Annotated in this window: 20 protein-coding genes; 14 read left to right on the top strand and 6 right to left on the bottom strand. The window is 70.9% G+C overall.

The features are described 5' to 3' along the window. Nucleotides 1–101: 101 nt before the first annotated feature. Entirely contained in the window at nucleotides 102–644 is a 543-nt protein-coding gene (locus MTF65_RS13930) for a sugar transferase (protein WP_243628977.1), read from the bottom strand. Between the two features lie 282 nt (nucleotides 645–926). Between MTF65_RS13930 and dnaK the strand changes: the two genes are divergently transcribed. The 4 genes from dnaK to MTF65_RS13910 are packed head-to-tail and all read left to right on the top strand — an operon-like array spanning nucleotide 927 to nucleotide 5,144. After that, entirely contained in the window at nucleotides 927–2,774 is a 1,848-nt protein-coding gene (gene dnaK / locus MTF65_RS13925) for a molecular chaperone DnaK (RefSeq protein ID WP_243628976.1), read from the top strand. Further along, nucleotides 2,774–3,460, top strand: a complete 687-nt coding sequence (gene grpE, locus MTF65_RS13920; protein ID WP_243628975.1) for a nucleotide exchange factor GrpE — start codon at nucleotides 2,774–2,776, stop codon at nucleotides 3,458–3,460. The genes dnaK and grpE overlap by 1 nt, the downstream gene beginning before the upstream one ends. A 60-nt stretch (nucleotides 3,461–3,520) precedes the next feature. Further along, on the top strand, nucleotides 3,521–4,696 hold the full coding sequence (gene dnaJ / locus MTF65_RS13915) for a molecular chaperone DnaJ (protein WP_243628974.1): 1,176 nt from the start codon (nucleotides 3,521–3,523) through the stop codon (nucleotides 4,694–4,696). Between the two features lies 1 nt (nucleotide 4,697). Continuing rightward, nucleotides 4,698–5,144 carry a heat shock protein transcriptional repressor HspR gene (locus tag MTF65_RS13910; RefSeq protein ID WP_243628973.1) on the top strand — a complete coding sequence of 149 codons (447 nt, stop codon included), beginning with the start codon at nucleotides 4,698–4,700 and terminating at the stop codon, nucleotides 5,142–5,144. Nucleotides 5,145–5,235: 91 nt separating this feature from the next. Here the strand turns inward: MTF65_RS13910 and MTF65_RS13905 are convergent, their stop codons facing one another. Then, nucleotides 5,236–6,264 (bottom strand): helix-turn-helix transcriptional regulator, encoded by a 1,029-nt coding sequence (locus MTF65_RS13905; RefSeq protein WP_243628972.1) that lies wholly within the window; start codon nucleotides 6,262–6,264, stop codon nucleotides 5,236–5,238. 356 nt (nucleotides 6,265–6,620) lie between these two features. On the opposite strand from MTF65_RS13905, the gene MTF65_RS13900 reads away from it, so the two are divergent. Next, nucleotides 6,621–6,935 carry a (2Fe-2S)-binding protein gene (locus MTF65_RS13900; protein ID WP_214931074.1) on the top strand — a complete coding sequence of 105 codons (315 nt, stop codon included), beginning with the start codon at nucleotides 6,621–6,623 and terminating at the stop codon, nucleotides 6,933–6,935. 158 nt (nucleotides 6,936–7,093) lie between these two features. Here the strand turns inward: MTF65_RS13900 and MTF65_RS13895 are convergent, their stop codons facing one another. Continuing rightward, complete coding sequence (locus MTF65_RS13895) at nucleotides 7,094–7,525, bottom strand: pyridoxamine 5'-phosphate oxidase family protein (protein WP_243628971.1); 432 nt, start codon at nucleotides 7,523–7,525, stop codon at nucleotides 7,094–7,096. A gap of 132 nt (nucleotides 7,526–7,657) precedes the next feature. Here MTF65_RS13895 and clpB point away from each other — a divergent pair, with 132 nt between their 5' ends. Together clpB and MTF65_RS13885 are read left to right on the top strand one after the other, a co-directional pair. After that, nucleotides 7,658–10,243 carry an ATP-dependent chaperone ClpB gene (clpB, locus tag MTF65_RS13890; protein ID WP_243628970.1) on the top strand — a complete coding sequence of 862 codons (2,586 nt, stop codon included), beginning with the start codon at nucleotides 7,658–7,660 and terminating at the stop codon, nucleotides 10,241–10,243. Between the two features lie 128 nt (nucleotides 10,244–10,371). After that, complete coding sequence (locus MTF65_RS13885) at nucleotides 10,372–10,923, top strand: YbjN domain-containing protein (protein WP_243628969.1); 552 nt, start codon at nucleotides 10,372–10,374, stop codon at nucleotides 10,921–10,923. A 39-nt stretch (nucleotides 10,924–10,962) separates the two neighbouring features. Here the strand turns inward: MTF65_RS13885 and MTF65_RS13880 are convergent, their stop codons facing one another. Together MTF65_RS13880 and MTF65_RS13875 are read right to left on the bottom strand one after the other, a co-directional pair. Beyond that, a complete protein-coding gene (locus tag MTF65_RS13880) occupies nucleotides 10,963–12,090 on the bottom strand; it encodes a glycosyltransferase family 39 protein (RefSeq protein ID WP_243628968.1) in 1,128 nt (375 codons plus the stop codon). After that, a complete protein-coding gene (locus MTF65_RS13875) occupies nucleotides 12,087–13,274 on the bottom strand; it encodes a pyridoxal phosphate-dependent aminotransferase (RefSeq protein WP_243628967.1) in 1,188 nt (395 codons plus the stop codon). The genes MTF65_RS13880 and MTF65_RS13875 overlap by 4 nt, the downstream gene beginning before the upstream one ends. A gap of 695 nt (nucleotides 13,275–13,969) precedes the next feature. Between MTF65_RS13875 and MTF65_RS13870 the strand changes: the two genes are divergently transcribed. The 7 genes from MTF65_RS13870 (at nucleotide 13,970) to MTF65_RS13840 (ending at nucleotide 20,636) form a co-directional block, all read left to right on the top strand. Continuing rightward, entirely contained in the window at nucleotides 13,970–14,512 is a 543-nt protein-coding gene (locus MTF65_RS13870) for a DUF2617 family protein (RefSeq protein ID WP_243628966.1), read from the top strand. Nucleotides 14,513–14,634: 122 nt separating this feature from the next. After that, the gene (locus MTF65_RS13865; RefSeq protein ID WP_243628965.1) at nucleotides 14,635–16,278 is read left to right on the top strand and encodes a polyamine aminopropyltransferase; all 1,644 of its coding nucleotides are present in this window, start codon (nucleotides 14,635–14,637) and stop codon (nucleotides 16,276–16,278) included. Between the two features lie 363 nt (nucleotides 16,279–16,641). After that, a complete protein-coding gene (locus tag MTF65_RS13860) occupies nucleotides 16,642–17,439 on the top strand; it encodes an SRPBCC family protein (protein ID WP_243628964.1) in 798 nt (265 codons plus the stop codon). 69 nt (nucleotides 17,440–17,508) lie between these two features. Continuing rightward, complete coding sequence (locus tag MTF65_RS13855; protein ID WP_243628963.1) at nucleotides 17,509–18,294, top strand: aldose 1-epimerase; 786 nt, start codon at nucleotides 17,509–17,511, stop codon at nucleotides 18,292–18,294. A gap of 21 nt (nucleotides 18,295–18,315) precedes the next feature. After that, on the top strand, nucleotides 18,316–18,855 hold the full coding sequence (gene pyrE / locus MTF65_RS13850; protein ID WP_243628962.1) for an orotate phosphoribosyltransferase: 540 nt from the start codon (nucleotides 18,316–18,318) through the stop codon (nucleotides 18,853–18,855). A gap of 270 nt (nucleotides 18,856–19,125) precedes the next feature. Next, nucleotides 19,126–20,148 (top strand): class II fructose-bisphosphate aldolase, encoded by a 1,023-nt coding sequence (gene fbaA / locus MTF65_RS13845; protein WP_243628961.1) that lies wholly within the window; start codon nucleotides 19,126–19,128, stop codon nucleotides 20,146–20,148. A gap of 98 nt (nucleotides 20,149–20,246) precedes the next feature. Next, on the top strand, nucleotides 20,247–20,636 hold the full coding sequence (locus MTF65_RS13840; protein ID WP_243628960.1) for a hypothetical protein: 390 nt from the start codon (nucleotides 20,247–20,249) through the stop codon (nucleotides 20,634–20,636). On the opposite strand, the gene MTF65_RS13835 is transcribed toward MTF65_RS13840, so the two are convergent. Beyond that, nucleotides 20,617–21,045, bottom strand: coding sequence for a DUF3151 domain-containing protein (locus MTF65_RS13835; RefSeq protein ID WP_243628959.1), 429 nt, complete (start codon nucleotides 21,043–21,045; stop codon nucleotides 20,617–20,619). The two genes, MTF65_RS13840 and MTF65_RS13835, sit on opposite strands and share 20 nt — an antisense overlap. Nucleotides 21,046–21,058 lie beyond the last annotated feature (13 nt).

Below are 21,058 nucleotides of genomic sequence, written 5' to 3'. Positions count from 1 at the left end.
CCTCGGGCGGCACTTACTAAGCGGTAACTTATTGAGTCAAGGCTTGAGGTTACCCACTCCCGACGCCGCAATGTAGCTGAGCGCGCGGTGATCTGTGTCGCTCAGGCTTGCCTATGCCGATAGGCCGCCCGAGGGGTCTGGGCCAGGATCGCGAGATCCATCCCCAGCCAGTGGCTCTCCACATAGTGTCGGTCCAAAAGCGCCATCTCCTCCCATGGGAGATCGGAGCGCGCGCTCACTTGCCACAAGCCGGTCATCCCAGGCCTTACGAAGAGCCTCTCGGGGCGGTCCGTACAGGGCCCCGGGCGCGGCCCGACCAGGGACATCTCACCTCGGACCACGTTGATCAGCTGCGGTAGCGCGTCCAGGGCGCACCGCTCCACCGCCGTCCCGAGCCGCCCCGCCCCCGCGTCCGTCCGCAGTCGCCAGGTCCGGAACGGCCGCCCGCCCCGCCCTACCGCCGGCTCCCGGACGAAGGCCCGTCCGCCCTGGGTCGCGTACAGCAGCCCGGCGATCAGCAGCAGCGGCGCGGCGAGTGCTCCGAGCAGCGCGAGCGCCCCGAGGAGGTCCAGCACCCGCTTGGCCTGTGGCCTGGCCGGCCGCGGGACGGGGAGGTGCGGCAGCTGGTGCAGCAGCAGAGGCATGCCAGCACCGTGCCGTACGCCTCCGGCGGTCTTGGGGTGGCGCGCGGCGGGGGTGACCCGTTCGGGTGCGGCGCCGCCGCTGGGGCTCCGCCCCAGACCCTCCCCCAGACTCCGTCCGGGGGGACCCCCACGCCTCAAGCGCCGGCGAGGCTGAATGGGATGCATGGGGTGCGCGTAAGGTCGCGATAAAAGTTGAGTCGAGCCGACTCAGCTCTGTTGACGCAAGCGCAGCGATACGGCATGGTTGAGTCCGTTGCACTCAAGTCAGCTGGAGGAATTGAAATGGCACGTGCGGTCGGCATCGACCTGGGCACCACTAACTCCGTCGTCAGCGTTCTCGAAGGCGGCGAGCCCACCGTCATCACCAACGCCGAAGGCGCCAGGACCACGCCGTCCGTCGTCGCCTTCGCCAAGAACGGCGAGGTCCTCGTCGGCGAGGTGGCCAAGCGCCAGGCGGTCACGAACGTGGACCGCACCATCCGTTCCGTCAAGCGCCACATGGGCACTGACTGGAAGATCAACCTGGATGGCAAGGACTTCAACCCGCAGCAGATGAGCGCCTTCATCCTGCAGAAGCTGAAGCGCGACGCCGAGGCCTACCTGGGTGAGAAGGTCACGGACGCGGTCATCACCGTCCCGGCCTACTTCAACGACTCCGAGCGCCAGGCGACGAAGGAGGCCGGTGAGATCGCGGGCCTGAACGTCCTGCGCATCGTCAACGAGCCGACCGCCGCCGCGCTGGCCTACGGCCTGGACAAGGACGACCAGACCATTCTCGTCTTCGACCTCGGTGGCGGCACGTTCGACGTGTCCCTCCTGGAGATCGGTGACGGCGTCGTCGAGGTCAAGGCCACTAACGGTGACAACCACCTCGGTGGCGACGACTGGGACCAGCGCGTCGTCGACTACCTGGTGAAGCAGTTCGCCAACGGTCACGGCGTCGACCTGTCCAAGGACAAGATGGCGCTCCAGCGTCTGCGCGAGGCCGCCGAGAAGGCGAAGATCGAGCTGTCCTCCTCCACGGAGACCTCGATCAACCTGCCCTACATCACGGCGTCCGCCGAGGGCCCGCTGCACCTGGACGAGAAGCTCACGCGTGCCCAGTTCCAGCAGCTGACCGCGGACCTGCTCGACCGCTGCAAGACCCCGTTCCACAACGTCATCAAGGACGCCGGCATCCAGCTGTCCGAGATCGACCACGTGGTCCTGGTCGGCGGCTCCACCCGTATGCCGGCCGTCGCCGAGCTCGTCAAGGAGCTCACCGGCGGTCAGGACGCCAACAAGGGCGTCAACCCGGACGAGGTCGTCGCCATCGGCGCCACCCTCCAGGCCGGTGTGCTCAAGGGTGAGGTCAAGGACGTCCTGCTCCTCGACGTGACCCCGCTGTCCCTCGGCATCGAGACCAAGGGAGGGATCATGACCAAGCTCATCGAGCGCAACACCACGATCCCGACCAAGCGGTCGGAGATCTTCACGACGGCCGAGGACAACCAGCCGTCCGTGCAGATCCAGGTCTACCAGGGTGAGCGCGAGATCGCGGCGTACAACAAGAAGCTCGGCATGTTCGAGCTGACCGGCCTGCCGCCGGCCCCGCGTGGCGTCCCGCAGATCGAGGTCTCCTTCGACATCGACGCGAACGGCATCATGCACGTCACCGCGAAGGACCTCGGCACGGGCAAGGAGCAGAAGATGACCGTCACCGGCGGCTCTTCGCTCGGCAAGGACGAGGTCGACCGCATGCGCCAGGAGGCGGAGCAGTACGCGGACGAGGACCTGCGCCGCAAGGAGGCCGCCGAGTCCCGCAACCAGGGCGAGGCTCTCGTCTACCAGACGGAGAAGTTCGTCTCGGAGAACGCGGACAAGGTTCCGGCCGAGGTCAAGGCCGAGGTCGAGACCGCGATCACCGAGCTGAAGGACAAGCTCAAGGGTGAGGACGCGGCCGAGATCCGCACCGCGACCGAGAAGCTCGCCGCGGTCAGCCAGAAGCTCGGCCAGGCCATCTACGCCGACGCCCAGGCCGCCCAGGGTGCCGCCGGCGCCGCGGGTGACGCGGGCCAGGCGAAGGCGGACGACGACGTCGTCGACGCCGAGATCGTCGACGAGGACAAGCCGAAGGGCGGCGTGGCCTGATGTCCGAGGAGACGCCGGGCTTCGAGGAGAAGCCCGAAGTCCCCGCCGGCGCCACGCCTGACGACGCCGTCGAGCCGACGGCCGCGGCTTCCTCCGAGGAGGAGGCCGCGGCCCCGGCCGGGGACTCCGCAGCAGCACAGTCCGCCCCGGCGGCGGACGCGGCTCTCCTGGCGCAGCTGGACCAGACCCGTACCGCGCTCAACGAGCGCACCGCGGACCTCCAGCGGCTCCAGGCGGAGTACCAGAACTACCGCCGTCGTGTGGAGCGGGACCGGATCGCCGTCAAGGAGATCGCGGTCGCGTCCCTCCTGACGGAGCTCCTCCCGACCCTGGACGACATCGGCCGGGCGCGGGATCATGGCGAGCTGGTCGGCGGCTTCAAGTCGGTGGCCGAATCGCTGGAGACGGCCGCGGCCAAGATGGGCCTCCAGCAGTTCGGCAAGGAGGGCGAGCCCTTCGACCCGACGATCCACGAGGCCCTGATGCACTCGTACGCGCCGGACGTCACCGAGACGACCTGCGTGGCGATCCTGCAGCCGGGGTACCGGATCGGCGAGCGTACGATCCGCCCCGCGCGGGTCGCGGTGGCCGAGCCCCAGCCGGGTGCGGCCCCCGCCGCGAAGTCCGAGTCCTCGGAGGGCGACACGCCGTCCGACAAGGAAACGGATGCTCCCGAAGAGGGCTGACGCAGTACCTGAGGTACGAGTAGACGTACCAGCAGAGGAACGAGAGGAGGGTCGCCGAGGATGAGCACAAAGGACTTCGTCGAGAAGGACTATTACAAGGTCCTCGGTGTCCCGAAGGACGCCACCGAGGCCGAGATCAAGAAGGCGTACCGGAAGCTCGCGCGCGAGTTCCACCCGGACGCCAACAAGGGCGACGCCTCGGCGGAGGCGCGGTTCAAGGAGATCTCCGAGGCGAACGACATCCTCGGCGACCCGAAGAAGCGCAAGGAGTACGACGAGGCGCGCGCCCTGTTCGGCAACGGTGGCTTCCGCCCCGGGCCGGGCGGGGGCGGTTCGTTCAACTTCGACCTCGGCGACCTCTTCGGGGGTACGCAGCCGGGCGGCGCGGGCGGCGGCTTCGGCGGCGGCCTGGGCGATGTGTTCGGCGGCCTGTTCAACCGCGGCGGCGCCGGTGCGGGAACCCGTATCCAGCCGCGCCGCGGCCAGGACATCGAGTCCGAGGTCACGCTGTCCTTCACGGAGGCGGTGGACGGGGCGACCGTCCCGCTCCGGATGTCCTCGCAGGCACCCTGCAAGGCCTGTTCCGGTACCGGCGACAAGAACGGCACCCCCCGGGTGTGCCCGACCTGCGTCGGCACCGGCCAGGTGTCGCGGGGCAGCGGCGGCGGCTTCTCCCTGACCGACCCCTGCGCGGACTGCAAGGGCCGCGGCCTGATCGCGGAGAACCCCTGCGAGGTCTGCAAGGGCAGCGGCCGGGCGCTCAGCTCCCGCACCATGCAGGTCCGGATCCCGGCCGGCGTCTCCGACGGCCAGCGGATCCGGCTGCGCGGCAAGGGCACGCCGGGCGAGCGCGGCGGCCCGTCGGGCGACCTGTACGTCGTCGTCCACGTCGACAGCCACCCCGTGTTCGGCCGCAAGGGCGACAACCTCACGGTGACGGTCCCGGTGACCTTCGCCGAAGCGGCCCTCGGCGCCGAGGTCAGGGTCCCGACCCTGAACGGCCCGGCGGTGACGCTGAAGCTGCCGCCGGGCACCCCCAACGGCCGTACGATGCGGGCCCGCGGCAAGGGCGCGGTCCGCAAGGACGGCACCCGCGGCGACCTGCTGGTGACGGTGGAGGTGGCCGTTCCGGCGGAGCTGTCGGACAAGGCACGTGAGGCGCTGGAGATGTACCGCGTCGCAACCGAGTCGGAAGACCCGCGCGCCGCGCTGTTCGAGTCCGCGAAGGGAGCATGACATGGACGGCCGCCGCAGGAATCCTTACCAGCTCACCGACGAGACCCCGGTCTACGTGATCTCGGTGGCCGCCCAGCTCTCGGGTCTGCATCCGCAGACCCTCCGCCAGTACGACCGCCTCGGCCTGGTCTCCCCGGACCGTACGGCCGGCCGCGGCCGGCGCTACTCGGCCCGTGACATCGAGCTGCTCCGCACGGTGCAGGCGCTGTCCCAGGACGAGGGCATCAACCTGGCGGGCATCAAGCGCATCATCGAACTGGAGAACCAGGTCGCCGCGCTCCAACAGCGCGTGGCCGAGCTCTCGGCCGCCGTGGACGGGGCCGCGGCCACCCTCCGGGCCCGCGAGGCCCAGGTGCACGCCTCGTACCGCCGGGACCTGGTCCCGTACCAGCCGCCGGTGCCGGGCAACGCCCTGGTCGTCTGGCGCCCCAAGCGCCAGGCGGACTGACGCCCGCCCGCGAGCACGCGTGACGAAGGCCCCGCCCCGGATCCCAAGCATCCCCGGGCGGGGCCTTCGTCGTACGCCGTACCGCCGTACGTCAGCACTTCGGCAGCTGTGACGGGTCCCCGTGCAGGATCCCCGACTGGGCGATGAGATAGCCGAGCTGGGCCCGGCTCCCGCTGCCCAGGGCGGTGGCCAGCTTCGCGATGTGCGCGCGGCAGGTCCGTACGTTCATCCCCAGCCGGCGCGCGATCGCCTCGTCCACATGCCCCTCGATGAGGAGCTGGGCGATGGAGCGCTGCACGCCGGAGATGCCCTCGGGCATGTGCGTGTACGTCACCTCGTCGCGCAACGGCACGGCACGGCGCCAGAGTTGCTCGAACACCTTGATGAGGTACTGCACGAGCCCCGGATGCCGCAGCTCCAGCGCCACCCGCCGGTCTTCGCTGACGGGGATGAAGGCCACCGTCCGGTCGAAGATGATGAGGCGCTCGATCAGCTCTTCCAGCGTGCGGATCTCCACCTTCCCCGTGGAGATGCGGTCCACGTAGGCGAGCGTGCCCTGGCTGTGCCGGGCGGTGTGCTGGTAGAGGGTCCGGATGCTCACGCCGCGGTCGATCAGCGGCGCGTCGCGCTCCAGGGCCTCGCTGAGGACGAAAGACGGCCGGGCGCCGCCCGGCTGGACGGTCAGCATCTCCGTGTGGCACGCGGCGGTGGCGAGGTCCAGGGCGGCGTTGATCTGGTCGAACCCCTCCAGCACGGTGATGGAGTGGGTGTTCGCCGAGCTCTGGGCGCTGATGGCGAGGAAAGGCTCGAATGCATCGGTGAGATCGATGGCCGTGCGCCTGCGGTCCTGGATCTCGCGTTCGAGCGGATGAAGCCGTTGGGCCAGAGCGACGGACGGGGGAACCGCCCGGAGCTGGTTCGCGTCATCCGGGTCGGGTCGCAGCAGACCGAATTCGAGCAGGCAGGGGGCGTTCGCCACTTCTCCCCGTGGCACCCGGCCCGTGCTCAGCGCCGCCGCGTACAGGCGCGCCCCCTCGTCGCACATGGCCGTGACGAGGTGGGGATGTGTCGGGTTTGTGTTGTTTATTGGCAAATCTCCACCCCCCAGGGTCCTGAACATGCAAGAACATGATGCATCGTCCCTGTGGCCGTAACGTGCCTGAATGAGCCATGGTCTGACGTGCGGGGGAGAAGATTCCATCAAGTGAGGACGAAGCCGACCATGTACAAGAGAATGCTTCGCTCGGCGCTTGCCGTTGTTTTCTCCGCTGTCGCGGTCTTTGGGGCAGTCAGCGTCGTCAATGGTGATGCGGGGAGGGCTCTGGCCAGTGACAGCGGTTGGAACACCACGCCGGCAGGGGAGTCGGACAGTGGGTGGAACACCGCGCCGACGGGAGAGTCGGACAGTGGTTGGAACGCCACGCCGGCAGGCGAGGCGGACAGTGGTTGGAACGCCGCGCCCCTGAAGGCCGTCTGATGACCCCCGACGACCGTGACTTCCGGCGCGAAATGGCCTCGGCGTACCGGTCCGGATGGCAGTTCATCGACCTCGCCACGGCGATTCCCCACACGGGCGATTCGCTGATGGTCACCCTGTTCGGTCAGCCCATCGTCGTCGTGCGCGAGGAAGACGAGGACGTCCGCGCCTACCGCTGTCTGCGCCGCCCCCGCGGCGCGCCGCAGCCCGTCCGCTGTGAGGTGCGGTACGGCATGGTCTTCGTCAATCTCGATCAGCGCGACCACCAGCTCTTCGAACCCGATATCACCACCGCCACCCCCCGCAGTGCCTGACGCGATTCCCCCGTCGTTGCAGATCGCTCAGGCGCTTCCCCCACACAGCGGCGCCATCGTGGACCTGACCACGATGGCGCCGCTGTGATGTCCGCGTCCAGTGGTTGAACCGGACAATTACTGCGGGTCTCTTACGCCCTCTTGCGCCTGCCGGTCTCTTACGCCCGCCCCAGCGCCCGGTCCAGGGTGATCTCCAGGACCACCCGGTCCGGGTTCGGCGACGGCATCCGCCCGTACCGCTCCGCGTAGCGCGCCACCGCCTCGGCGACCGAGGCCTCGTCCGTACGGACCACCGCGCGCCCCTCCAGCGTCGCCCAGCGGCGTCCCTCCATCTGGCAGACCGCAACCCGCGCCGAGCCGTCCGGCTCGGTCCCCTGCGCCGCCAGGACGTTGCGGATCTTCTTGCTGTGCTTGTTGCTGATCACCCGCGCGAGTCCGGCCTCCGGGTCGTACGTCACTCCCACCGGCACCACGTGCGGGCTCCCGTCGGGGCGCGGCGTGGTCAGGGTGCAGATGTGCCGCTCCCGCCAGAAGGCGAGGTACTCGGGCGTCGGGTTGAGTACGTCATGGCCTGGGTTCGAAACACGCATGGCCGAAGCGTACGGCGGGCTGCCTTGAGTGGAATAGACTCAACTTTGTGCAGGTTGCCGATATCAGAGTGTGTGCAGGACGCATGTTGTGCAGGACAGACGTATGAACCGCAGGGAGAGGAGTAGTCGCACGTGGATGCCGAGCTGACCAACAAGAGCCGGGACGCGCTGAACGCAGCCACCAGCAGGGCCGTCAAGGGCGGGCACGCGGATCTGACCCCCGCGCACCTGCTGCTGGCGCTGCTCGCCGGCCAGGACAACGAGAACATCACCGACCTCCTCGCGGCCACCGACGCCGACCAGGCCGCCGTGCGCGACGGCGCGGAGCGGCTGCTCGCCGCCCTGCCCAGCGTCACCGGCTCGACCGTCGCGCCCCCGCAGCCCACGCGCGACCTCCTCGCCGTACTCGCCGAGGCCGACGCCCAGGCCGGGAAACTGGGCGACGAGTACCTCTCCACCGAACACCTCCTCATCGCCGTGGCCGCCAAGGGCGGACCGGCCGGTGAGGTCCTTTCCGCCCAGGGCGCGACCGCCGGCAAGCTGCTGGCCGCCTTCGAGAACGCACGAGGAGGACGGCGGGTGACGACCCCCGACCCCGAGGGCCAGTACAAGGCCCTGGAGAAGTTCGGCACCGACTTCACGGCAGCCGCCCGCGCGGGCAAGCTCGACCCGGTCATCGGCCGCGACCAGGAGATCCGGCGCGTCGTCCAGGTCCTGTCGCGCCGTACGAAGAACAACCCGGTGCTGATCGGCGAGCCGGGCGTCGGCAAGACGGCGGTCGTCGAGGGCCTGGCCCAGCGCATCGTCAAGGGCGACGTCCCCGAGTCCCTCAAGAACAAGCGCCTGGTCTCCCTCGACCTCGGCGCCATGGTCGCCGGCGCCAAGTACCGCGGCGAGTTCGAGGAGCGGCTCAAGACGGTCCTCGCCGAGATCAAGTCCAGCGACGGCCAGATCATCACCTTCATCGACGAACTGCACACGGTCGTCGGTGCGGGCGCCGGCGGGGACTCCGCCATGGACGCGGGCAACATGCTCAAGCCCATGCTGGCCCGCGGCGAGCTGCGCATGGTCGGCGCGACCACGCTCGACGAGTACCGCGAGCGGATCGAGAAGGACGCGGCGCTGGAGCGCCGGTTCCAGCAGGTGCTGGTGGCGGAGCCGAGCGTCGAGGACACCATCGCCATCCTGCGCGGCCTCAAGGGCCGCTACGAGGCCCACCACAAGGTCGTCATCAACGACAGCGCGCTCGTCGCCGCGGCCACGCTCTCCGACCGGTACATCACCTCCCGCTTCCTCCCCGACAAGGCCATCGACCTCGTCGACGAATCCGCGTCCCGGCTCCGCATGGAGATCGACTCCTCCCCGCTGGAGATCGACGAGCTCCAGCGTGCGGTGGACCGCCTGCGGATGGAGGAGCTGGCGCTGAAGAACGAGTCCGACCCGGCCTCCCTCGAACGCCTCGACAAGATCCGCAAGGACCTCGCGGACAAGGAGGAGGACCTGCGCGGCCTCACCGCCCGCTGGGAGAAGGAGAAGCAGTCCCTCAACCGGGTCGGCGAGCTCAAGGAGCGCCTCGACGACCTGCGCGGGCAGGCGGAGCGCGCCCAGCGCGACGGCGACTTCGACGCGGCCTCCAAGCTGCTCTACGGGGAGATCCCGGCGCTGGAGCGCGAGCTGGAGGAGGCCAGCGAGGCCGAGGCCGAGGCGTCGAAGGGGACGATGGTCAAGGACGAGGTCGGCCCCGACGACATCGCGGACGTGGTGGGCGCCTGGACGGGCATCCCGGCGGGCCGCCTCCTCGAAGGCGAGACCCAGAAGCTGCTGCGCATGGAGGCCGAGCTGGGCCGCCGCCTGATCGGCCAGGAGGAGGCCGTACGGGCCGTCTCGGACGCCGTACGCCGCACCCGGGCCGGTATCGCCGACCCGGACCGCCCGACGGGCTCGTTCCTCTTCCTGGGCCCCACGGGCGTCGGCAAGACGGAGCTGGCGAAGGCCCTCGCGGACTTCCTCTTCGACGACGAGCGGGCCATGGTCCGGATCGACATGTCGGAGTACGGCGAGAAGCACAGCGTGGCCCGGCTCGTCGGCGCCCCGCCCGGGTACGTGGGCTACGAGGAGGGCGGCCAGCTCACCGAGGCGGTGCGCAGGCGCCCGTACAGCGTGGTGCTCCTGGACGAGGTGGAGAAGGCCCACCCCGAGGTCTTCGACATCCTGCTCCAGGTCCTGGACGACGGCCGCCTCACGGACGGCCAGGGCCGCACCGTGGACTTCCGCAACGCCATCCTGGTGCTGACCTCGAACCTGGGCAGTCAGTTCCTGATGAATCCGTCCACACCTGTGGACGAGAAGAAGCGGCAGGTTCTGGAGGTGGTCAGGGCGACCTTCAAGCCGGAGTTCCTGAACCGCCTGGACGACCTCGTGGTCTTCTCCGCCCTGACCCGGGACGAGCTGGCGCACATCGCCGAGCTCCAGATCGGCCGCCTGGCCCAGCGCCTGGCCGACCGCCGCCTGACCCTGGACGTCACCCCCGACGCCCTGGCCTGGCTGGCGGACAAGGGCAACGACCCGGCGTACGGAGCCCGGCCGCTGCGCCGCCTGATCCAGACGGCGATCGGTGACCGGCTGGCCAAGGAGATCCTTTCCGGCGAAGTGAAGGACGGCGACACCGTCCGGGTGGACGTGGCGGGCGAGGATCTGCTGGTCGGCAAGGCCCTGTAAGTGCGGCTCATCCGGCTCCTACCGGCTCCTTGCGTGTGTCCGCCCGCAGCGGATCGCACGTGCGGGGGTGGACACGGGGTAGGCGCGATGGGGGAGGATGAAGGAATCCGCACGAAGGGAAGTACACGGTGAGCATCGACCCGGCCTCGATTCCGAACTTCGGAGGGCAGCAGCCCGATCCGCAGGCCACAGGACCGGCGGGCCCCGTCGTCCCCGACCAGGAGCTGGTCAAGCAGCTGCTGGACCAGATGGAGCTCAAGTACGTCGTCGACGACGAGGGCGACCTCGCGGCGCCGTGGGAGGATTTCCGCACGTACTTCATGTTCCGCGGCGAAGACGAGCAGCAGGTCTTCTCCGTGCGGACCTTCTACGACCGTCCGCACAAGATCGACGAGAAGCCCCAGCTCCTTGAGTCGATCGACGACTGGAACCGCCGCACCCTGTGGCCCAAGGTCTACAGCCACACGCACGACGACGGATCCGTCCGCCTGATCGGCGAGGCGCAGATGCTGATCGGCACCGGCGTCAGCCTGGAGCACTTCGTCTCCTCCACGGTCAGCTGGGTCCGCGCGTCCATCGAGTTCGACAAGTGGCTCGTGGAGCAGCTCGGCCTGGAGCAGGAGATCGACTCCACCGACGGCGACGACACGGGTGACGACGAAGGCGACGCGACCAACTAGGCGTCACAGACGTCACAGACGTCACAGACGTCACAGGCGTCACAACGGCACTTTGGCCACGAGGAGCAAGTACACCCCGTAGCCGTAGGAGAGCCCGGCCAGCCCCGCGGTCAGTACGACCGCGGTGCCGTGCCGGGCTCTCGCCATGACGGCGGCCACCGGCAGCAGCAGCGGGAACGCGGGGACCAGGAAGCGCGGCTTGGAGTCGAAGAACCCGGCCCCGCCGTAGGTGATCACCATCAGCACCCCCGTGTACACGAGCACGGCCAGCGGCATGCGGTCCAGGGCCAGCAGCACCGCCAGCAGCCCCGCCGCAGCCAGTACGGCCACGGTCACCGTGGTGGCCAGTGGCACGCTCCCGCCGGTGACCACCTTCTCCGCCGAGCGCAGCGCCCCGCCCCCGAAGTCGAAGCGGGAGCCCCAGCGGCGCTGTACCTCGAAGTAGCCGCCCAGCGGGTCCCCGACGCGCACGCCGACCGCCACGACGTACGCGGCCCAGCCCGCCGGGGCGAGCAGCCCGGCCGCCCACACCTCGGGCGCGCGGGATCTTCGTACGACCACCTCGCGCAGGGCCATGACGCAGACGGCGGCGGCCACCGCGATCCCCGTCGGCCGGGTCAGCCCGGCCAGCACCGCGAGCCCCGCCGCCCACAGCCAGCGCCCGGTCAGCAGGGCGTACAAGCTCCAGGCGGCGCACGCGGCCAGCAGCGCCTCCGTGTAGCCGAGGGTCAGCACCACCGAGTGCGGCAGCACCGCCCACAGCGCCACCAGCAGCAGCCCGGCCCGCTGCCCGAGCAGCCGCTCCCCGACCCGGTACACCCCCACGGCCGCCAGCGCGGCGGCCGCCCAGGCGATCAGCAGCGCGGCGGCGGGGGTGCCGCCGGCCAGCCCCACCAGGTACGGGTAGAGCGGGAAGAAGGCGTAGTCGCTCTGCACGGACCCGGTGGCGGACCACATCTGGGTGCGCCCGTAGCCGTGGGCGGCGATGTGCAGGTACCAGACGGAGTCCCACGACGCGCCGAGCACTTTGACCGGGCTCTTCCCGGCCCACCACGCGCTGACGGCGAGCACCAGCACCCCGGCGCCGCGCACGGCGGAGAACACCCCGAGGGCGACGACGGCCGCGGGCGTGGCCGTGCCGACCGCCCGTACGGAAACAGTGGTCATGTCAGCCGCTGGAGGCGTTCGACGGCCTCGTGCAGGACGTCCGTCTTCTTGCAGAAGGCCCAGCGCACCTGGGTGGCCCCGGCGGACTCGTCGTCGTAGAAGACCTGGTTCGGGATGGCGACGACCCCGCAGCGCTCGGGGAGGGCGCGGCAGAAGGCGAGGCCGTCCTTCTCGCCGAGGGGCGCGATGTCGGTGGTGATGAAGTACGTGCCCTGGGGGCGGAAGACGCGGAAGCCGGCCGCCGCGAGCCCGTCGGCGAGGAGGTCGCGCTTGGCGGCGAGGCCGGCGCGCAGGCCCTCGTAGTAGGTGTCGGGGAGGGCGAGGGCCTCGGCGACGGCGTACTGGAACGGGCCGGACGAGACGAACGTGAGGAACTGCTTCACCGAGCGGACGGCCGCCACGAGCTCCGGCGGGGCGGTGATCCAGCCGACCTTCCAGCCGGTGAACGAGTAGGTCTTGCCGGCGCTGGAGATGGTCACGGTCCGCTCGCGCATGCCGGGCAGCGAGGCCAGCGGGGTGTGGGAGCCCTCGAAGACCAGGTGTTCGTAGACCTCGTCGGTGATGACCAGGAGGTCGTGGCGGACGGCCAGTTCCGCGATCGCCGCGAGCTCGGCGGGGGTCAGCACCGTGCCGGTCGGGTTGTGCGGGGTGTTCAGCAGCAGCAGGCGGGTGCGCGGGGTGATGGCATCGCTCAGGGCGTCGATGTCTGGGCGGAAGTCGGGGGCGCGCAGGGTGAGGGGGACGCGGACCGCGCCGGCCATGGCGATGCAGGCCGCGTACGAGTCGTAGAAGGGTTCGAGGGCGATGACCTCGTCGCCCGGTTCGAGGAGGGCCAGGAGCGCGGCGGCGATGGCCTCCGTGGCGCCGGCCGTGACGAGCACCTCGGTGTCCGGGTCGTAGCGGAGGCCGTAGAACCGCTGCTGGTGGGCGGCGATCGCGGTGCGCAGCTCCGGGATGCCGGGGCCGGGCGGGTACTGGTTGCCGAGGCCGGAGAGGACCGCGCGGGAGGCGGCCTCGGCGATCTCGGCCGGGCCGTCGGTGTCAGGGAAGCCCTGGCCGAGGTTGATCGACCCGGTGCGGGCGGCCAGCGCCGACATCTCCGCGAAGATCGTCGTACCGAATGCGGCGAGGCGGCGGTTGAGGAAGGGGCGGCTGTTGCCCGCGGGTGCGCTCATGGGCGCCATCCTGTGCCGAACCTCTGGAGTTGCTCAAGTGTGCTTTGGCGCGGATGGCCCGGGGGCATCCCCCCATCACGCGGGACGCGGGGATCCCGCTCCCCGGGGGACCGGGGTGTGAGAGAGGGGGCGAGGACATGATCCTGGCCATCGTGATCTTCGTGAGTGTGGTGGTTCTCGTCTGCCTGCTGGCCGTCGGCTCCAGGAGCGGCGGTTCGTCCGGCCGCCGGTCCGGTTCGAGCGGACGGAGCGGACGGCGCGGCGGCAGCTGGTGGTCGGACGGCGGTTCCTCGTCCTCCTCCTGCGGGTCCTCCTCATCGCCCTCCTGCGGATCCTCCTCGTCCTGCGGGGGATCGTCTTCGTGCGGTGGCGGCGGGGGCTGCGGTTCCAGCTGACACGGGGCAGCCCGGAACCGCGTAGGGAAGGCGCCCGGCGGGCACAACTTCCGTCGGGCGTCTTCTTGTTCGGACCCCAATTCGGATGTTGTTGAACACGTGAACCGAGGAGCCCCCGGGGGGATGTAAACCCCGTCAAGTTGGGTAAAAACGCTGTGAGTGCCGTGCCTTTCATGATTCCCTCGGTTGAGTAGACCAGTCCTCGGACCTTCCTGGACTTCCTGTGGACCCGTGCCGGGTTCCCCCCACCCGTTGACTACCGCTGGCGGGCCCCGGCCCATCTCCCTCGCGCGTTTGCGGAGCCGACTCATGCTCACGACCCTCCAGACCACCTACACCGACACGCGTGCCGCCGATCTCGCCTGGGCCCTGGGACGGGAGCCGCTGCCCGCCCTGGCCGTGCTGAACCTCGAACTGTCCGGCGCCAAGGTGGAATTGCGCCTGCTCGGAGCCTCCCATCAGGTACTCCTGGAGGAGGGCGAGGTGCTCTGCTCGGAGACGGTCGCCTGCATGCCCGGCAGCAGTACGCCGCTGCCGCTCGGCGTGGCCAAGCGGCTGGGCGGCTGGGAGTACGAGTTCGCCGCGCGGGTCGAGAACCTGTCGCGCGGCTCCTTCGCCGGGCGGGCGCAGGAGTTGCTCGCGCTCGTCGCGGATCACCCGAACGGGCTCGCCGGAACCTTTCCGGGCAGCCCGCACGCCTTCACCGCCATGCTCGCGCAGCGTTACGAGGGGCAGGTGCGCTGGCGGACCTGGCACGCGTATCCGCAGGAGGGTCAACTGGTCGCCACCCGCACCCGGGTGGGCGTACGGATGGGCGCCCAGGCCGAGGCCCTGGAGTCCGCGGCGCTGTAACCGCCCGGGTTCGGGAGGGGCGCGCGGGCCGGTCATTGATACGCCAACTGGCCGAAACGGCAAGCCACTTGCACCCATGTGGGTGACGGGGTGCGGGTGGGCGGTGACGTACGGTTCCCCTCATGATCGACCGTTCCGCCCCCGGCGGGGTGCTCCCGGCACCGGAGCCGCGGGGCGTGGCGACCGTCCCGGCCGCCGCCCTGCCCGTACGGCCCCGGACCGGCCGACTCCTCGTCCTGGCCACCGTGTTCGTCTGCGCCGCCTGCGGGCTCGTATACGAACTGGAGCTGCTCGCCCTCGGCTCGTACCTCATCGGTGACTCCGTCACCCAGGCGTCCGTCGTGCTGTCCGTCATGGTCTTCGCCATGGGCGTCGGCTCCCTGCTCGCCAAACGGCTCAGACACCGGCCCGCCTTCGGCTTCGGCGCCATCGAGGCCGGGCTCGCGCTGGTCGGCGGGCTCTCCGCCATGGCGCTGTACGCGAGTTTTGCCTGGCTGGGGGAGTCCCGGCCCGCCCTCGTCGCCTTCTCCTTCGCCATCGGAGTGCTCATCGGCGCGGAGATCCCGCTGCTGATGGTCCTCATCCAGCGGATCCGCCGGCAGGACGCGGGCGGCGCCGTCGCCGACCTCTTCGCCGCCGACTACGTGGGCGCGCTGGTCGGCGGGCTGGCCTTTCCGTTCCTGCTGCTGCCGGTGCTCGGCCAGCTGACCGGCGCCATGCTCACCGGCGGCGTCAACGTGGTCGTCGGCGGCGGACTCGTCCTGTGGCTGTTCCGCCGCGACCTGAGCCGGCGCTGCCGCTGGCTGCTGATCTCCGCGAACCTGACCGTGCTGGCCGTGCTCTGCTCGGCCACCGTCCTCGCCGACGACTTCGAGCGGGTCGCCCGCCGCGCCGTCTACGGCGGGGAGGTGCGGGTCGCCGTCCAGAGCGGGGTGCAGGAACTGGTGCTCACCGGGCCCTCCACCGGCTCCCCGCGCTCGCTCGACCTGTTCCTCGACGGGCGGCTGCGGGTCAGCGGATACGACGAGTACCGCTACCACGAGGCCCTCGTCCACCCCGCCATGACCGGCCCGCACGCCCGGGTCCTGGTCCTCGGCGGCGGCGACGGGCTCGCCGCGCGCGAGGTGCTGCGCTACCGGGACGTCGCCTCCGTCACCGTCGTCGAGCTCGACCCCGGCGTGGTGGAGCTCGCCCGCACGGACCCGATGCTGTCGGCGCTCAACGGCCGGGTGTACGAGGACCCGCGCCTCGGGGTCGTCACGCAGGACGCGTTCCGCTGGCTGCGGGGGCCGGCCGCGCGGGACCGCTTCGACGTCATCGTCTCCGACCTCCCCGACCCGGGCATCACGCCGAGCACGAAGCTGTACTCGCAGGAGTTCTACGGGCTGGCCGCGCGCGCCCTGAGCCCGGGCGGGCGGCTCGCGGTGCACGCGGGGCCCCTGGCGACCCGGCCGCAGACGTACTGGACGGTCGAGTCGACGCTGCGCGCCGCCGGGCTGCGGACCGCCCCGTACAGCGCGGGCGGCCGCCTCTCGGGCTTCGCCGCCGGACCCGACCGGGCGCAGGGCTCCGGCACCGTGCCGCCGCGGGACTGGGGCTTCGTCCTGGCCGCCCGCGGCCGGGTCCCGGAACTGCGCGTGGACCGAGACACCCCCGCGCTGCGCTCGCTGTCCACGGGATCCCTACGAGACGCGGCCCGCGACGCGGAACGGACCAGAGTCCCGGACCTCCCCCCATCCACACTGCCGCACCCGCGATACTCCTGAGCCCCACATCCAGCCTCCTCGTCGCCACATCCAGCCTCGCCGGCGTTTGAGGCGCGGGTCCGGGCGGAGCCCGGTGCCCGGCGGAGCCGGGTTTCTCCCCCAGCTACCTCCCCCAGACTCCGTCCGGGGGGACCCCCACGCCTCAAACGCCGGCGAGGCTGGAAATTGCGCGGCGCGCATCCAGCCTGCCGGGCCCAGGGTTGCGCTGCGCGCACTTCTGGGCCGACGCCAGCCACATCCAGCCCCGCCGGCGTTTGAGGCGCGGGGTCCGGGGCGGAGCCCCAGCAGTGGCGCCGGGCCCGGAGCGAAGTGGTTCGCGCCGGACCGGGCGCGGGAGCACGACTCGTCGGTAGGCTCGGCCGCATGGAGCATCAGGTGTTCGTTCCGGTACCGGTCGACAGCCTCCGCGCCGTGCTGCGCGACCCCGCCCGGGTGGCCCGCTGCGTGCCGGGACTCCAGCAGGACGCCGACGCCGCGTCCGGACCCCTGTCGGGCCGGCTGAAGCTGCGGGTCGGCGGGCACACCGTGACCTACCGGGGGGCGCTGGCCGTCACCGAGCGGGACCCGGACCGGTTCGCCGTCGACGGCGAGGGGACGGAGATCCGGGGCAGCGGGACGGTCAAGCTCGCGCTCACCCTGCGGCTGACCCCGGAGGGGCACGGGACCCGGCTGGCCATCACCGCCGGGGCCACCGCCGACGGGCGGGCCGCCGCCTTCGAGCCGGGGGCCACCGAGACCGCCGTACGCCGCCTCCTGGACCGGGCCGCCGCCCATCTGGCCGCCGCGGCCGCGCCGGACCCCGTCGCCGAGGCGGAGGCGGCCGACGCCGAGGACACCGACGCCGAGGACACCGACGAGATCATCGCCTCCGTGTTCGAGACCGAGGTGCCGCCCCCGTCCCTGGACCCCTTCCTGGAGGGCGATTTCGACGAGCTCGGCGGCACCCCGCGCCCCCCGGCCGAGGCCGCCCACGCCCGCCGCACCATGATCGGCCGCAGCGCCGAGGAGGTGGACCACGCACCCCCGCGCGGCCGCTACGCCCCGGTCCCCGCGCCCAGCGCCACCACCGCCGGCCAGAACCTGCGCTGGATCGCCCCGGCCGCCGCCCTGGCGATCGCCTCGGCGGTCGTCCTGGGCCGCGCCCTACGCCGCCGCCACTGAGCGGTCTCCCCGAGGCCGCTCAGGCCCTGTCCGGCCGAGCCGGCCGCCCGCTGGCCTAATCTCGATCACATGAGTACGCAACTGAGGGCCGGCGGGGCCGAGCTGAGGATCGACCAGGACAACGGCTGCCGGATCAGCAGTCTGCGCGTCGACGGGACCGAGCTGCTGCGCCGCGGCCCGCACTTCGGGGTCTTCCCGATGGTCCCCTGGTGCGGACGCACCGCGAACGGGCGGTTCCTTGACGGCGCGGTCGTCCACCAGCTCCCGGTCAACCACCCCCCGCACGCCATCCACGGCTTCGGCCGCGACACCGCCTGGCGCCGGGCCCGGCTCACGGACACCGAGGCCGCCTTCTTCTTCGACCTCACCGACCCCTGGCCGTGGACCGGCCGGGTCACCCAGAGCTTCGAGCTGACCGCCGACGGACTGACGCTCTCCATGGCCGTCGAGACGTACGGCGACTCCTTCCCGGCTCAGGCCGGCTGGCACCCCTGGTTCCGCCGCAACCTCGGCACCGGCGAGGACGCGCGGCTCGACTTCGAGCCCGCGTGGCAGGAGGAGCGCGGCGCGGACCACCTCCCCACCGGCCACCGCATCGACCCCAAGCCCGGCCCCTGGGACGACTGCTTCGGCATGCCCGACGGCGTCGACGTCACTCTCACCTGGCCCGGCGCGCTGGAACTGAAGATCACCAGCCGCGAGGAATGGGTGGTGATCTACGACGAGCAGCCCGAGGCCCTCTGCGTGGAGCCGCAGTCCGGCCCGCCGAACGGGCTGAACACCCACCCGCGCCTGGTCACCCCCGTCGATCCCCTGGAGATCTCCACGACGTGGACCTGGCGACGGCTCGGCTAGCGCGCAATTAAGCTCAGGACCATGAGTGATGTACGCGATGCGCTTCTGCAGCAGATCAAGGACAAGGCCGTCGTGCACGGCAAGGTGATCCTCTCCTCCGGCCGGGAGGCCGACTACTACATCGACCTCCGTCGGATCACCCTCGACGGCGAGGCGGCCCCGCTCGTCGGCCAGGTCATGCTCGACCTGACCGCCGACCTCGACTACGACTGCGTCGGCGGCCTGACCCTGGGCGCCGACCCGGTCGCGACCTCCATGCTGCACGCCGCCGCCGCACGCGGGGAGCGCATGGACGCCTTCGTCGTCCGCAAGGCGCAGAAGGCGCACGGTATGCAGCGCCGGATCGAGGGCACCGACGTGAAGGGCAAGCGCTGCCTGGTCGTCGAGGACACCTCCACCACCGGCGGTTCCCCGCTGACCGCCGTCGAGGCGGTCCGGGAGGCCGGCGGCGAGGTCGTCGCCGTCGCCACGATCGTGGACCGCGGGGCGTCCGACGCCATCGCCGAGGCCGGTCTGCCGTACCTCACGGGCTACCACCTCCAGGACCTGGGCCTCTCCTGAGCCCCCCGCCGGGCGGGGTGTCCGGCCCTCGGACATGGTCCGAACCAACTGGCGGCGAAGGTCCCGGACCTCCCTGAGTCGGCCCTGACCTGCGCTTTTATGGGCGGGCGGAGTGTTTCACGTGAAACGCTCCGCCCGGTTCACGCCATCCGGGGCGCAGACGGGGGTGGAGTGTCGGGCGGAGTCTGGAAAGATGGGCGCGACGGTGACGTCGCCCCCAGGTCAGGGCCCGCAATAAGCACACTCCCCGCACATCCAAGGAGCGGACAGATGCCCATCGCAACCCCCGAGGTCTACAACGAGATGCTCGACCGGGCGAAGGCAGGCAAGTTCGCCTACCCGGCCATCAACGTGACCTCGTCCCAGACCCTGCACGCTGCGCTGCGCGGCTTCGCGGAGGCCGAGAGCGACGGCATCATCCAGATCTCCACCGGTGGTGCGGAGTTCCTGGGTGGCCAGTACAAGAAGGACATGGTCACCGGCGCCGTCGCCCTGGCCGAGTTCGCCCACGTCGTGGCCGCCAAGTACGACATCACGGTCGCCCTGCACACGGACCACTGCCCCAAGGACAAGCTGGACGGCTACGTCCGTCCGCTGCTCGACATCTCCGCCGAGCGCGTGGCCCGCGGCCTGAACCCGCTCTTCCAGTCGCACATGTGGGACGGCTCCGCCGAGACCCTGGCCGACAACCTGGCCATCGGCCAGGAACTGCTCGCCAAGGCCGTCGCGGCGAAGATCATCCTTGAGGTCGAGATCACCCCGACCGGCGGCGAGGAGGACGGCGTCAGCCACGAGATCAACGACGAGCTGTACACCACCGTCGACGACGCGATCCGCACCGCCGAGGCCCTGGGCCTGGGCGAGAAGGGCCGCTACCTGCTGGCCGCCTCCTTCGGCAACGTGCACGGCGTCTACAAGCCGGGCAACGTCGTCCTGCGCCCCGAGCTCCTCAAGGACCTCCAGGCCGGTGTCGCCGAGAAGTACGGCAAGGCGTCCCCGTTCGACTTCGTCTTCCACGGCGGCTCGGGCTCCACGGCCGAGGAGATCGCCACCGCGCTGGAGAACGGCGTCGTGAAGATGAACCTCGACACCGACACCCAGTACGCCTTCACCCGCCCGGTCGCGGACCACATGTTCCGCAACTACGACGGCGTCCTGAAGGTCGACGGCGAGGTCGGCACCAAGTCGAAGTACGACCCCCGTACCTGGGGCAAGTCCGCCGAGGCGGGCATGGCCGCGCGCGTCACCGTGGCCTGCGCCGACCTGCGCTCCACCGGCACCAAGCTGAAGTAAGAGCCGCTGCCCGAAGAGGCCCGCAGGTCCGTCACGGACCTGCGGGCCTCTTTGCCGTGTCCTGCTAAGAGAAGGCCGGGCGGGCGACCCTGGACCACGTGGGCCCGTACCAGGCGTGGATCGACCTGCACGTCGCCGTGCTGTCGGAGGCAAAGGCACGCGGCGAGCTGCTGCCGAACGTGGACCCGGTGGTGCCGTCGCGCATGATCGTCGGGGCGTACGCGGGGCTGAACATGATGTCCCAGGTGCTCGATCTGGACCTGGACGAGCAGGTCGCGGCGCTGTACACGCATGTGATGCCCAACATCGTGGTCCCGGCCGTGGCGATCCGGCTGGACACCGCCGTCCCCCCGCGGGGTGGTGCGCCGCACACACCCCGCGGTACGCGAAACCTGACGGACTCACCCAACTCCCCGGCCGGCGCCGACCGGGGAGGCGAAGGGGACCGGAAGGGGACCGAAGGACTGGTTAGCCCTGGACGCCCTTGAGCTCCGTGTAAGCCTCTTCGCTGCTGTCCTTGAGGAACTGCCAGCAGCGCTCCTCCTCCTCGGTCTCCTTGATCGCGCCGGCCGCGCGGGCGAGGGCGGCCAGGCAGCGCAGGAACCCGCGGTTGGCCTCGTGCTCCCACGGCACCGGGCCGTGGCCCTTCCAGCCTGCCCGGCGCAGCGAGTCCAGCCCGCGGTGGTAGCCGGTACGGGCGTAGGCGTACGACTCGATCACACGGCCGGCCTCGAAGGCCTCCTCGGCCAGCGCGGCCCAGGCGAGGGAGAAGGTGGGGAAGGCGGCGGCGACCTCGGCCGGCGCGCCGGTCTTCTCCTGGAAGAGGGCGTACGCCGCCTCGTTCTCCTGAAGGTACGTCGGGTCCGGTCCGCCCAGCAGGTTCCTGTGACTGTTCATGGCGCCAGTCTGC

It is taken from the genome of Streptomyces sp. APSN-46.1 (genome assembly GCF_022815725.1).
Classification (GTDB): Bacteria; Actinomycetota; Actinomycetes; order Streptomycetales; family Streptomycetaceae; genus Streptomyces.
Note: the sequence above shows the minus strand (reverse complement) of the source record. Positions and strands in the feature narration are given on the sequence as shown.